Raw genomic sequence first — 13,004 nt, 5'->3', positions numbered from 1 at the left:
CCGGGGAAGGGGCTCAGTCCAGCGTGACGCCCTTGAGCACGCTAGCCCACTGCGTGCGCTCGCGCGCGGCGGTGTTCACTACGTCCTGCGTGGTACCGCCCCACTGTTCGTAGCCGAGTTCGGCATAGCGCTTCTTGAGCCCGGCGTCTTCCACGGCCTTTTGCACCGCCGCCGCCAGCTTCTGGGTCAGCTCCGGCGCCACGCCCTTGGGCGCGTAGATGGCGTACCAGCCGCCGGCCTCGTAGTCCTTCAGGGCAGGAATGCCCGCTTCGCGGAAGGTCGGCACGTTGGGCAGCGACGGGTTGCGTTTGGGCGAACCTACGGCGATGGGCTTGACCTTGCCGCTCTGTACATAGCCGCTGGCGGTGCTGATGATGTCGAACATCATGTCGATCTGGCCGCCGATGGTGTCGGTCATGGCCGGGGCATTGCCCTTGTAGGGGATGTGGTTCAACTCCACTTGCGCTTGCCGCGCGAACAGCGCCATGGCGACGTGATTGGAGCTGCCCACACCGGAGGAGCCGTAGCTGAGCTTGCCGGGGTGTGCCTTGGCGTAGGCGACCAGTTCCTGCGTACTCTTGAAGGGTTCCTTGTTGTTGGCCACCAGCATGTTGTAGTAGCGCGCCACCGGTGCCACCGGCGTGAGGTCCTTGGCCGGGTCGTACGGCAAGCTTTTCATGATGTTGGGCGCAACCGTCAGCGCCGCGCTGGCTGCGAACCACAACGTAGCGCCGTCGGGCTTGGCGCGTACCACTTCATAGCCGGCCAGCGTGGCATTGGCACCAGGTTTGTTGTCGACGATGACATTGGCGTTCAGCGTCTTGCCCAGCGCCACCGCGAACAGCCGCGCGGCCTGGTCGGCGGGGCCGCCCGCGGCGTAGCCGACCACGAGGCGGACCGGCTGGCCGTTCTCCTGCGCGGTGGCAGGGGCGCTGGCCAGCGTTGCGGCGCACAGAGCCAGTCCGGACAAGAATAGGTGGCGGCGTGAGGTGGAAATCATAATACTCTCCTACGTAATGCGATAAATGCAGGCACAGCCCAATGACAGTTCGGTAGATCAATTGCTACCGTCATTCTCACGAATACCCCTTTGGGGCACGTGAGCCGGAGCCAGGCGTCATTAGAAGTCACCGGATACCCGCTTTCGCGGCGACGACGGTGGCTTGACAGCGTTGCGCCGGATCAGCAGCGCTCAAACACCGCGGCAATGCCTTGGCCGCCGCCAATACACATGGTTTCCAGACCATAACGACCGCCGCGGCGCTGCAATTCGTGCAGCAGCGTGGCCAGGATGCGCACGCCAGTGGCGCCGATCGGGTGGCCCAGCGAGATGCCCGAGCCGTTCACGTTGAGCTTGTGCTCGATCGCATCCTGGTCGTTCCAATCCCAGCCTTTGAGCACGGCCAGCACCTGACAGGCAAAGGCTTCGTTCAGTTCCACCAGGTCCATCTGGTCGAGGGTCAGGTTCAGGCGCTTAAGAAGTTTCTTGACCGCGGGCACCGGACCGATGCCCATGTGCGATGGCTCGCAGCCGGCGGCGGCCCAGCCCACCAGCGTGGCCATCGGGGTGAGGCCCAGCTCGGCCAGCTTGTCTTCGGCGACTATCAGGCAGGCGGCCGAGGCGTCGTTCTGCTGGCTGGCGTTGCCGGCGGTGACGGTGCCGTTGGGCATCAGGGCGCGCAGTTTGCCGAGGCTTTCCATGGAGGTGCCCGGGCGGAAGCCTTCGTCGCGTGCGAACGTCACGGGGTCGCCCTTGCGCTGCGGCACCTGCACGGGCACGATTTCGGCGTCGAAGCGGCCGGCTTCCCACGCTGCCGCGGCGCGTTCGTGACTGCGCACGGAGAAGGCGTCGGCCTGCTCGCGGGTAATGCCGTAGTCACGGGCCAGGTTTTCGGCCGTCTCGATCATTCCGGAGATCTTGCCGAAGCGCTCGACCGGCTGGGAGCGTTCTCGGCCCCGATCGAGGCGGTCATAGAAGCGCACGTTCCCCGAACGCGCGCCCCAGCGCATGTCGGTAGTGTAGTACTCGATGTTGCTCATGCTCTCGACGCCGCCAGCAATCACGACGTCGGCGGCGCCACTTTGGACCATCATCGAGGCCGTGACGATGGCCTGCAGGCCGCCACCGCAACGGCGGTCGAGCTGCATGCCCGGAACTTCGACCGGCAGGCCGGCCTGCAGCGCGGCCCAGCGGCCGACACAGGGCACTTCGCTGTTGGCGTAGGACTGGGCAAAGACCACGTCATCGATGCGGGCGGGGTCGATACCGCTGCGCTCCACGACGGCGCGCACGGTGGTGGCGGCCAGTTCCTCGACGGGCACGGGGCGCAGGCTGCCGCCGAAGGTGCCGACGGGGGTACGAAGGGGGGTGACGATAGCGGCTCGGCGCATGGAAGTCTCCTTGGAAATTTCTTTTGGGTAGGCGAAGAAGGGCAATTGGTCAATGCGTGCCTGGAAGGGCCACGGGATGCGCAACAAACGCCGCGCCGCACTGGCGCAGCAAGGCATGGGCCTGGCGCTCCAGGTCCTCGCGGTGTTCCGGCGCGGCGATGTCCAGCAGGCGGCGCACGCGCTGCGACAGCGTCTGGCCGCGCAGGTCGGCCACGCCGTGCTCGGTGACGATCAGGCCCGCGTCGGAACGGGGCGTGCTGACCGGGCCGGACAACTGCGCGACGATGCGGCTCGCACCCTTGGCGGTCGCGGGCAGGGCGACGATGGGCAGGCCGCCGCGGCTGCGCGCCGCGCCGCGCAGGAAGTCCACGGCACCGCCCACGGCGCCGACATAGACTCCAGCGGCGACTTCGGCGTTTACCTGGCCGGTGAGGTCGACCTCGATGGCGGAGTTGATGGCGGTCAGCTTGTCGATGCTGGCGAGCACCTCAGGGTGATGGGTATAGCTGGTCTCGCGCAACTGCAGCCGCGGATTGCGGTGCGCCCATCGCCGCAGCCGTTCGCTGCCCATCAGGATGCCGGCGATGCCGACGCCCGCATCGATGCTCTTGCGCGCGTTGGTCAGCACGCCGGCTTCAGCCAGCGCCGCAATGCCGTCGCCGACCGCGCCACTGTGCAGTCCCAGGTCGCGCCGGTCATGCAGCGCCGCCACCACGGCCTCGGGCAGGTTGCCGATGCCCATCTGCAAGGTGGCGCCGTCCTCCACCCAGCCGGCGATGTGGCTGGCGATGGCCTGTTCGGCCGGGCCGGGCGCACTCCGGTCAAGGCTGATGGGAGGGTGCAGCGCTTCGACCTGCAGGTCGATATCGTCCGCGGTGAGGTGGCGGCTGCCGTGGGTCCACGGCACCTCCGGGTTGACCTCAGCGATGACGACGCGGGCGCGGTCGAGCGCAGCGGGGAGGTACTCGTGCACCAGGCCAAGGCTGTAGCGCCCCTGTTCGTCGGGGGGAGATACCTGCACCAGCACCACGTCCGCGCGCAGCGTACCCTGGCGAATCAGTCCGGGCAGGTGCGAATAGTGGCTGGGCACGATATCCAGCACGCCGGCCCTGGCCAGCTGCCGGTGCGGGCCGCTGGCGGCGTAGCCGAAGAAGTCGAGCACGTCGGCCTGGGCCGGATGCAATGTGTCCGACTGTCCGATGCCGACAAAGACACTGAGCCGTCCTCCCTGCGCGATCGCGTGACGGTGTTCCACCAGCGCGCGCGTCAGCGTCAGCGGCTCGGTGGTGGCTTGCCCCCACCAGAGATGGTCTCCGGGGCGGATCAGGGTTTGCAGTCGGGCGGCGAGGGTGGGCCTGTCCACGGGGCAACAGTCAGTCGGCAGCAGGCGGCGCATTCTCGTTTCAGGCGATTTCGGCCCAGCCGTGGCTGAGCACGACCTTGTCGCGCTCCAGCACCCTTGCGCGCAGCTGGTAGTGGGACGGGTTCTCCGGCATGCGCCAGATTTCGGTGACCAGGGTTTCGCCGGGAAACACCGGCGCGGCAAAGCGGATGTCCAGCGCGCGCAGCCTGGTCGGGTCGTGATCGGCGCATTGGCGTACCAGTGCGTGCGCCACCAGGCCATAACTCGCCAGCCCGTGCAGGATCGGGCGCTCGAAGCCCGCGGCCCGGGCCACCGCCGGGTCGGCGTGGAGGGGGTTGAAGTCGCCCATCAGGCGGTACAGCAGCGCGGCCTCGGGGCGGATCGCCTGGGTGTCGGTGAAGTCGGGCGCACGGTCCTCGGGGGTCGGACGAAGCGCGGGCAGCGGCGCATCGCTGGGCTGGCCGCCATTCAGCTGGCTGTAGCCGCCGTCACCGCGCAGGAACGTTACCTGCTGTACCGTCGCCAGCAGCTCGCCTTGCGCCGTTTCCAGGCGGCGCTCGGTGACCATGATGGCGCCTTTGCCTTCGCCCTTGTCGGTCAGGTGCGTGATGCGATTGTGACCGAGGATGTCGGCGCTGGCCGGTAGGGGGCGGTGCAGGCGCATGCGCTGCTCGCCGTGCAGCAGCTTGACCCAGTCGATGCCGGTGTCGGCCTCGCGCGCCCAGAAGCCCGGGTAGCCCAGCACTACGGCTTGCGCAGGTAAGGTGCGCAAGCCGCCGGCGGCGCCTTCGAACACAAAGGGCAGGGTAGCCGCGTCCAGCGGATCGTTGCCGAGCCCCAGGCTGAGTGCATACAGCATGGTGTCGCGCTCGGTGTAGTGCTGGCGAACCGGGGAGAACGGACGCTGCTTGAGGTGGTGGTAGCTGACTGCCATGTCCTTTGTCCCTATGTCATCGTCAGGAAATTGCGCAAAGCATGGCGCCAAAGCAGGCTTTGCGCTATTTGACAATGCTAATGGTGGGCTTTAGCGATTGCGAAAGCGCGGCCTTAACCGCAATCGAAGGCGCGCTTTGGAAAAGGCTGATTGCCGAGCGGGGCGGACGCAGCGACCATTGCGGCTATGACAAGGAGGCGCCGTTCCACATTGCGGGGGACGGCCTCTCACCGATCCACGCGAGGACTCGTATTCCGCCGCGCCGCAACACCGTCCAATAGCCGACCGAGTGCTGCTGCCAGCAAGCGCTGATGATATTGACCGCCCAACGACGCCGATGATCGAACAGACCCAATCGAACAACTTCCAGGAAATCCGTGATGCCGTACGTGCGCTTTGCGCCGAGTTTCCGGACGAATACTTCCGCAAGGTGGATGAGCAACGCGCCTATCCTGAGGCGTTCGTCAATGCGCTTACCGACGCCGGCTGGCTGGCAGCGCTGATCCCGCAGGAATACGGCGGTTCCGGCTTGGGCCTGACCGAGGCGTCGGTCATCATGGAAGAAATCAATCGCTGCGGCGGCAATTCCGGTGCATGCCATGGCCAGATGTACAACATGGGAACGCTGCTGCGCCACGGCTCCCAGGCACAGAAGGAAAAGTATCTGCCGAAGATCGCCTCGGGAGAATGGCGCCTGCAGTCCATGGGCGTGACTGAACCTACCACCGGCACCGACACCACCAAGATCAAGACCGCTGCGGTCAAGAAGGAAGGCCGCTACGTCGTCAACGGCCAGAAAGTCTGGATCAGCCGCGTCCAGCACAGCGACTTCATGATCCTGCTGGCGCGTACCACGCCGCTGGCCGATGTGAAGAAGAAGAGCGAAGGGATGTCCATTTTCATGGTGGACCTGCACGACGCGCAGAAGAAAGGCCTGACCGTGCGACCGATTCCCAACATGGTCAACCACGAGACCAATGAACTGTTCTTCGAGGATCTGGAAATCCCCGAGGAAAACCTGATCGGTGAAGAGGGCAAGGGCTTCAAGTACATCCTCGACGGCCTGAATGCCGAGCGCACGCTGATCGCTGCGGAATGCATCGGCGACGGCTACTGGTTCATGGATCGCGTAACCAAGTACGTCAAGGAGCGCGAAGTCTTCGGGCGCCCCATCGGCCAGAACCAGGGCGTGCAGTTCCCGATCGCCGAGTCCTTTATTGAACTGGAAGCGGCAAACCTGATGCGCTGGAAGGCCTGCGAGTTGTTCGACAAGCACGAACCCATGGGGGCCCAGGCCAATATGGCCAAGTACCTGGCGGCCAAGGCGAGCTGGGAGGCCGGCAACGCCTGCCTGCAGTTTCACGGCGGCTTTGGCTTTGCCTGCGAATACGACGTGGAGCGCAAGTTCCGGGAGACGCGCCTTTACCAGGTGGCGCCGATCTCCACCAACCTGATCTACTCCTTCGTCGCCGAACACATCCTGGGCCTGCCGCGGTCGTTCTGACGGGCGACTGGCGAAAGCCGTGCAAGCCGATGTTTTGGCTGGGCGCAATCGGATGAGGAGCTCGGGCCCAGGCAGCGTGCACCGTCATGGCGGTATCCACGGGGCTCCAGCAATCTTGCGAACTTCATTGTGCTCCTAGATCTCGCGGCCGATACACCAGTGCTTCAAAAATCAACCGACGCCGCATGATGGATATGGTCCATCAATACGTTGCAGACCGCAGCACAGCCGTTGGTTAGAAATGGACCCCGCCGCGACGGCATCCGCCGCTACGGCTTAACGAGAGGAATGGAAATGGATCTGCTAATCAAAGATCGCGTCGCGATCGTCACCGGGTCGGCGCGAGGCCTTGGTGCAGCAACGGCTCGCCGGCTGGCTGAAGAGGGCGCGCAAGTGGTAGTGACAGACGTGCTGCGCGAGCGAGCTGAAGAGACCGCTGCAGCGCTGCATGCCGATGGCCTGCAAGCCCATTGCGTGATCGCTGACATTACCAAGGCTGAAGAGGTGAAGCGCCTGGTCGAAGAAACGGTTGCGCACTTTGGCGGCGTACATATCCTCGTCAACAACGCCGGATTCCCGCGTGACAAGTATCTGGTGAAGATGAGCGAGGAGGACTGGGACCTCGTCATGGAGGTCATGCTCAAGGGGGCGTTCTTGGCGACCCGGGCAGTGATGCCGCATTTCATCGAACAAGGCTGGGGCCGCGTCATCAACATCAGCTCGCGCGCGCACCTGGGCAATCCTACGCAGGCCAACTACTCAGCTGCCAAGGCGGGGCTTATCGGCATGGCGAAGGCGCTCGCAATCGAGGAAGGGCGCTATGGCGTCACTGTGAACTGCGTTGCACCAGGCTTCATCGAGACAGAAATGGTGCAGGCTCTGCCGACGTACGAGACCATCAAGGAGCGTGCAGTGCAGATGCAGCCGGTGAAACGCGTGGGTCGCCCGGAAGATATCGCCGACGCGGTCGCTTTCCTGGCTTCGGAGCGTGCGGGCTTTATCAGTGGCGAAGTGCTGCATGTGAGCGGGGGGCGCTTCGGCTGAGCCAAGCGTCGATTCATGCCAGCGCTTCTGGAAGCAGGGGGTGCTCAGTAATGGGCATTCCTACTGCGATCGTTGGCAGGCTGCGACGACAGAGTTATCACTGTGGCAACATGCGACATCAGAGCTTGGAAAGCCGCGTCGCAGGCCAGGTGGGCATTCTGCCGAGGCGGGAGGTGACCATTCCATCTACACTTCACGCTTAAGCTGGAGGTGAGCGAGGTCATGATGGTCATGTACACGGTCATTGGTACGGCAACACTCAACGGGTTCAACCCAGAAAGCTACTTCTGGTGCGAATCGCCGCTCACCCCGTCAACCGGATCAACGAACTCCTGCCTTGGCCGGTCGCTATAGAACTGCAGCCGCCCTTTGACACTGCATTCGCCTAACTACCGAAGAGCCCACCGAATCTTCGAGTCAGTCAATGACGGTACTCGGCGGATCGTTACCAGCGACACACGGTCGACGAATGGCGCCCGCCAGCTGCAAATGCCTCACGCGGCTTCCGGCGCCCCCACCAGCGCCATCAGCGGCGCCATGCATGGGCTGGCCGCCGCCAGCGCGCGATGTTCGTCGAGGATGTCCTGCAGGATGGCATGCGTCGTATCCGGGTTGGCCAGCACCACGCGGAAAACGGCAATCGGGCGGCCACCCCACTGTGTCGACATCAACTGCGTGCGCGATACGAACGAGCGGCCGGCATCGCGCTGCATTTCCTGAATGCTGATGGTCAGCGCATCCAGCGCGTCCAGGATCTTCTCGCGCCTGTCGGCCGAAGCCGTTGCCAGCGCGGCACGCACGGTCTCGGGCACATAGCGATAGGTCAGGATGCAAAGCTGCGGGTGGCTGTCGAGCTCGAAATCCGGCTGCTGCGCAATCAGGGATGCAAAGTAGTGGGCGTTATCGATGCTACGATCGATCAACTGCGCCAACCCCTTGCGACCGAGCAGATGAAGGTTCGCATAGAGCATGACTGCCGCCGCGCCGCGCGATCCTTCGAGCGTATGGCGCCCCAGGTCTACCGAGCCCTTGCGCACGATGTAGTTCGCATGCTGGATGATTTCCTGCGTCCACGCCGGGCTCCGGAACAGCACCATGCCGGCACCCATCGGCACGTAGAACTGTTTGTGCGCATCGATGACGACGGAATCGGCACGCTCGATGCCCGCGAAGCGCCAGCGCTCGCGCTCCGACAGCAGTGTTGCGCCGCCCCATGCGGCATCCACGTGGAAATGGCAGCCGGCCTCATGTGCAACATCCGCAATCCCGTCAAGCGGATCGACCGCGCCCGTCTCCGTTGTCCCCGCTATGCCGACGATCGCCATCGGCCGGATGTTGCGCTGCTGCAGGTCACGCATGGTGTCGCGCAGCAGGTCGATGCGCATGCGACCGTCTGCATCGACCCCGACCGGCACGAGATTGTCGCGCCCGATGCCAAGAACATCGGCTGCCTTTCGCAACGAGTAGTGCCCGCGCTCCGAGACGACGATGGCAAGCCCGTCATGGCCGTAATGGCGTAGCGCAGCCATCAGTCCGGCGCGATGGATGCCGGCGAAGCCATCACGCGTGCCCAGCAAGTTGTTGCGGCTCGCCCATAGCGCGGTGAGGTTGGCGACCGTGCCGCCAGAACAGATCGCGCCGAGCGCGTGGTCGGCATCGTGCAGCCATCTCGCATAGAACGCGCTGTCCTGGGCAAACACCAGGTTGTGCAGCATGCCGATGACCTGGCGCTCGAGCCCTGTCAGCGCGCCCGACGTCTCGAGCTTCACGACGTTCTGGTTCAGCGCTGCCACCACCTTGGCCAGCGAGGGCATGAACGACGGCAGCGACGACGTCATGTGTCCGACGAAAGTAGGCGATGCCACGGGCATCACGTGCCGAAACACGTCGTTGAGCAAATGATCGGCATGCGCTTGCGGCGATGTCGGAGTCTCGGGCAGCTCAACCGACGCGAACACCGCCTCGCGTGTGGCGCACGCGCCAACCGGATCAAAGCGCTCGCCCGCAAAGAAATCCGCCGGATGCTCGGCGATCAATCGCTCGAGCGATTCGAATGCACCCAGATCCGCGTCGAACCAGCGCAAGGGGCAGTCGTCGCCCACGTCCGTGCTTTGTGAGGTCTCTTCGCGAGAGATGTCCGGCTTCATTTTCATTACCCAGTTCAATCCCGTAGCGCCATGGTGCGCCGGGCATTATGCCGGATCGGACGGATGCGGATGGCCGAGGGCCCCGACCGGCACCTTTGACGACGTCGCCGCTGCCCGTTGACGACCTTCAATCGCCTTCTCTATTGGGTTGGGCGCCCTGCGGAGCGGTCAGCACCAGCACCCAATACCAGAGGGTCTCTGGAGATGATCGCACGCCTCAAGGGGGTGAGTATCCGGTGATGGATGCAGGGCGCGCCTCGCTGTCACTCCGATTGCTCCAGCAACCGGGGACAGTACGGCTAGCTGCGCCAAGCGCGCTCGAGGATCGAACGCCACACACTGACGGCGCAAAAAGCGGCAAAATCGACACTTATACGGGGGCGCCAGGTGAATGTCGCCGGGTATTCAGTTCGGTACAAGATAACTCGCACGGACGGGCGGCCAGTTAGAGAAGGCTTCGTGACGGTGCAATCGTACGAACTCAACGTGGGCACTGATCTCTTCTCCACGGCCGAGGCTGCACTCGACTATGGTGAGGCGAAGGCTCGAGAGGACGTCTCGACATTCTAGGCCATTAGACAACCGCTCAGAGAAAAGATGGGGATTAATGGCTCCGCAGCAGCGGCCGGTCGGCGTACCTGTTTGCCACGCGCGATGGCGAGCTGCCCGTTGACAGCACTGTCGTCACGCCTTCCGACAGTAGCGCGGCCACGGGCAGCCATGCTTTCTACGCCTACTCAACAAATTGTCTGATTGACCTCCAGGCAGGAATCATCGTCGATGTCGAGGACGGCGGCCAATCGAACGATCGAGGCAAACTCGACCAGGACGATGATTGATCGGGCGGAGCAGCGCTTTGCATTCAAGCCTTCTCACCTAGTGGGCGACACTGCTGCTGCTTTCTGAACGAATGGCCTGTCCTGGCCCGCGCATGTCCTTGACGCTTCGCCGTGAGAGGGCACGACCAGGTACTGGCTGCGGAGCAACTTCCTTGACATCGACACGCCCGTTAGGCTGGTACCGCGATGCGTAAGTTCGCCGGAGGAATCCATCATGCCTACACCCGTCAAAGCGGATTCCGCATTCTGGCAGCTCCCTGTCGCGGCGCTCTTGGAACAGGTGGCCACAAGCCCTAACGGACTGAGCAGCGCGGTGGCGGCTGCGCGCCTGGCACAGTTCGGACCAAACCTGATCCATGGGGAGCGAAAAAGAGCGTTGATTCTTCAATTTCTGACCAAGTTCCGCAATCCCTTGGTCATCATTCTCCTCACTGCCAGCGCCCTTTCCGCTTTCACCGGCGACACCCTTAGCTTCTTCATTATCGGTACCATCGTCATCATCAGCGTGTCCCTCGATTTCGTCCAGGAATATCGGGCTGGTCAGGCGGCGGATCGGCTGCGCCAGTCAGTGGCAGTACGGGGGCTGGTGCTGCGGGACGGCAAGCCCCTTGAGATACCGCTTGCGGAGTTGGTGCCCGGCGATGTGGCGCTCCTTACCGCCGGCGACCTGATTCCCTGCGACGGCAGGGTGCTGGAGGCAAAGGACTTCTTCGTCAACCAGGCCCTCCTTACCGGCGAACCATATCCGGTGGAAAAGACCCCCGGTGACTTGCCGCGAGAGACCGAGATCCTCTCGGCCAGCAATACCGTGCTGTTGGGGACATCGGTGATCAGCGGCACGGCCAGGGTGCTGATGTGCCGCACCGGGCAGAATACGGCGCTTGGTGAGATTGCCGACACCCTGCTGGTCACGGCCCCGCCCACCGCCTTCGAGCAGGGGACCCACCGTTTCGGGAACCTCATCATGCGCATGACGATCCTTCTCGTCCTGTTCGTCCTTCTCGTCAACGCCTTCTTCCACCGCCCATGGCTCGAATCGTTCCTGTTTGCCGTGGCCCTGGCAGTCGGGCTGACGCCTGAACTCCTCCCCATGGTGGTCTCCGTGACGCTGTCGCGAGGCGCACTGCGCATGGCAGCCAGCAAGGTGATCGTTAAGAGGCTCGCCTCGATCCACAATCTGGGCAGCATGGACGTATTCTGTACCGACAAGACCGGCACCCTGACCGAGGCCCGGATCCATCTGGAGCGCCACCTGGACCCCCTGGGCCGGGAAAGTCGGCGGGTCCTGGAGTTGGCCTCCTTCAACAGCTTTTTTGAAACAGGACTAAGAAGCCCCCTGGATGACGCCATCCTGGAGCACACAGAAATCGACGTGAGCGGCTGGCGCAAGATCGATGAAGTGCCGTTCGACTTCGAGCGCCGCCGGGTATCGGTGCTCCTCGACAACGGGACGAACCGACTGCTCGTGGTCAAGGGGGCACCTGAAGACATCCTCCGTCTGTCGGTCAGCTACGGGTTGAATGGAGAGGCCGGCCTGCGGCCCCTGAATGAAGCGGCGCTCAAGGGGATCACCGGACAATTTGAGGGTCTCAGCAAAGAGGGCTTCCGGGTACTGGGAATCGCCTCACGGCAGGTGGGGATGGACCACCCCCATGCCGTGGTCGGCGATGAAACGGAACTGGTCTTTGCTGGCTTCGCGGCCTTCCTCGATCCCCCCAAGGAGAGCACCAAGGCGGCCCTGGCGGAGCTCGCCGCCGATGGGATCGCGGTCAAGATCATCACCGGCGATAATGAATTGGTCACACAGCATGTCTTCGCGCAACTTGGGCTCCCGGTAGTGGGTGTGCTTACCGGTGCACAGATCCAGCAAATGGATGACCCGGCACTCGCAGCGCGGGTGGAGCAAGTGAACCTCTTCTGCCGTGTGGCGCTTACCCAGAAAAACCGGGTCATCCTGGCGCTGAAACAGCGGGGTCATGTGGTCGGGTATCTCGGCGACGGGATCAATGACGCGCCTTCGCTCCATTCCGCCGATGTGGGCATTTCCGTGGACAGTGCCGTGGACGTGGCGAAAGCGGCGGCAGACATGATCCTGCTGGAACGCGACCTGGTAGTCCTCCATGCCGGCGTCCAGGAAGGACGGCGCACCTTCGGCAATATCATGAAATACATCATGATGGGAACCAGCTCCAATTTCGGCAACATGTTCAGCATGGCCGGCGCCTCGCTTGTTCTCCCTTTCCTCCCGATGCTGCCGGTGCAGATCCTGCTCAACAATCTCCTCTACGACGTATCCGAACTGCCCATTCCACTGGACCGGGTAGATGATGATTACTTGAGCCATCCCCGCCACTGGGACATGAACTTCATCCGCAATTTCATGTTGATTATCGGACCGGTCAGCTCGATCTTCGACTTCCTCACCTTCTACATTATGCTGACGGTCTTTCATGCCGGCGAGAGGCTCTTCCATACCGGCTGGTTCATTGAGTCCATGGCCACGCAGGTGCTGGTTATCTTCATCATCCGCACCCGCAGGAATCCTTTCAGGAGCTACCCGAATCCGTGGCTCATCGCCTGTTCACTGGCGGTGGTAGCGGTGGCCGTGCTGCTGCCGTTCACCCCGGCTGGCGTGCATCTCGGCTTCGTCGCGCCGCCGGCATTCTTCTTTCTCATCCTCGCTGCCATGCTGCTCTTGTATCTGTTGGCGGTGGAAGGCATGAAACAATGGTTCTTCCGCCGCTTTGCAGCAGAGTGACGCAGAAGGGTGGATTCTTATCCC

The 13,004-nt window shown here is 63.5% G+C and carries 9 protein-coding genes and 1 pseudogene; 5 read left to right on the top strand and 5 right to left on the bottom strand.

The annotated features are described in order from the left end of the window. Positions 1–13 precede the first annotated feature (13 nt). The 4 genes from K307_RS07005 to K307_RS06990 all read right to left on the bottom strand — a co-directional run bounded on the left by K307_RS07005 (position 14) and on the right by K307_RS06990 (position 4,688). Positions 14–1,000: a Bug family tripartite tricarboxylate transporter substrate binding protein gene (locus K307_RS07005; protein ID WP_042877219.1), complete on the bottom strand. Its 987-nt coding sequence runs from the start codon at positions 998–1,000 to the stop codon at positions 14–16. Positions 1,001–1,182: 182 nt separating this feature from the next. After that, the gene (locus tag K307_RS07000) at positions 1,183–2,391 is read right to left on the bottom strand and encodes an acetyl-CoA C-acetyltransferase (protein WP_042877218.1); all 1,209 of its coding nucleotides are present in this window, start codon (positions 2,389–2,391) and stop codon (positions 1,183–1,185) included. A 49-nt stretch (positions 2,392–2,440) separates the two neighbouring features. Further along, positions 2,441–3,754 (bottom strand): acetyl-CoA hydrolase/transferase family protein, encoded by a 1,314-nt coding sequence (locus K307_RS06995; RefSeq protein ID WP_042881549.1) that lies wholly within the window; start codon positions 3,752–3,754, stop codon positions 2,441–2,443. A 40-nt stretch (positions 3,755–3,794) separates the two neighbouring features. Beyond that, complete coding sequence (locus tag K307_RS06990) at positions 3,795–4,688, bottom strand: MaoC/PaaZ C-terminal domain-containing protein (RefSeq protein ID WP_042877217.1); 894 nt, start codon at positions 4,686–4,688, stop codon at positions 3,795–3,797. A 41-nt stretch (positions 4,689–4,729) separates the two neighbouring features. Here K307_RS06990 and K307_RS06985 point away from each other — a divergent pair, with 41 nt between their 5' ends. The 3 genes from K307_RS06985 to K307_RS06975 all read left to right on the top strand — a co-directional run bounded on the left by K307_RS06985 (position 4,730) and on the right by K307_RS06975 (position 7,236). After that, positions 4,730–4,969 (top strand): hypothetical protein, encoded by a 240-nt coding sequence (locus K307_RS06985; protein WP_042877216.1) that lies wholly within the window; start codon positions 4,730–4,732, stop codon positions 4,967–4,969. A gap of 56 nt (positions 4,970–5,025) precedes the next feature. Next, positions 5,026–6,192, top strand: a complete 1,167-nt coding sequence (locus tag K307_RS06980; RefSeq protein WP_042877215.1) for an acyl-CoA dehydrogenase family protein — start codon at positions 5,026–5,028, stop codon at positions 6,190–6,192. Positions 6,193–6,486: 294 nt separating this feature from the next. Then, entirely contained in the window at positions 6,487–7,236 is a 750-nt protein-coding gene (locus K307_RS06975) for a beta-ketoacyl-ACP reductase (protein ID WP_042877214.1), read from the top strand. Positions 7,237–7,730: 494 nt separating this feature from the next. Here K307_RS06975 and panP read toward each other — a convergent pair whose 3' ends face one another. Further along, positions 7,731–9,389: a pyridoxal-dependent aspartate 1-decarboxylase PanP gene (gene panP / locus K307_RS06970; RefSeq protein ID WP_230625570.1), complete on the bottom strand. Its 1,659-nt coding sequence runs from the start codon at positions 9,387–9,389 to the stop codon at positions 7,731–7,733. A gap of 692 nt (positions 9,390–10,081) precedes the next feature. Here panP and K307_RS50995 point away from each other — a divergent pair. Together K307_RS50995 and mgtA are read left to right on the top strand one after the other, a co-directional pair. After that, a pseudogene (locus tag K307_RS50995) lies at positions 10,082–10,277 on the top strand (IS5/IS1182 family transposase); the annotation flags it as partial. A gap of 159 nt (positions 10,278–10,436) precedes the next feature. Then, positions 10,437–12,980: a magnesium-translocating P-type ATPase gene (gene mgtA, locus K307_RS06965; protein ID WP_042877213.1), complete on the top strand. Its 2,544-nt coding sequence runs from the start codon at positions 10,437–10,439 to the stop codon at positions 12,978–12,980. The last annotated feature ends 24 nt before the right edge of the window (positions 12,981–13,004 follow it).

The sequence above is a fragment of the Cupriavidus necator A5-1 genome, from assembly GCF_000744095.1.
Taxonomy (GTDB): Bacteria; Pseudomonadota; Gammaproteobacteria; order Burkholderiales; family Burkholderiaceae; genus Cupriavidus; species Cupriavidus necator_A.
Note: the sequence above shows the minus strand (reverse complement) of the source record. Positions and strands in the feature narration are given on the sequence as shown.

What these genes read in the sequence shown, in the direction of transcription:
- K307_RS06975 (WP_042877214.1), top strand. Translation starts at nt 6,487, where the DNA reads ATGGATCTGCTAATCAAAGATCGCGTCGCGATCGTCACCGGGTCGGCG.
- K307_RS07000 (WP_042877218.1), bottom strand. Translation starts at nt 2,391, where the DNA reads ATGCGCCGAGCCGCTATCGTCACCCCCCTTCGTACCCCCGTCGGCACC.
- panP (WP_230625570.1), bottom strand. Translation starts at nt 9,389, where the DNA reads ATGAAAATGAAGCCGGACATCTCTCGCGAAGAGACCTCACAAAGCACG.
- K307_RS06985 (WP_042877216.1), top strand. Translation starts at nt 4,730, where the DNA reads ATGGCGCCAAAGCAGGCTTTGCGCTATTTGACAATGCTAATGGTGGGC.
- mgtA (WP_042877213.1), top strand. Translation starts at nt 10,437, where the DNA reads ATGCCTACACCCGTCAAAGCGGATTCCGCATTCTGGCAGCTCCCTGTC.
- K307_RS06980 (WP_042877215.1), top strand. Translation starts at nt 5,026, where the DNA reads ATGATCGAACAGACCCAATCGAACAACTTCCAGGAAATCCGTGATGCC.
- K307_RS07005 (WP_042877219.1), bottom strand. Translation starts at nt 1,000, where the DNA reads ATGATTTCCACCTCACGCCGCCACCTATTCTTGTCCGGACTGGCTCTG.
- K307_RS06990 (WP_042877217.1), bottom strand. Translation starts at nt 4,688, where the DNA reads ATGGCAGTCAGCTACCACCACCTCAAGCAGCGTCCGTTCTCCCCGGTT.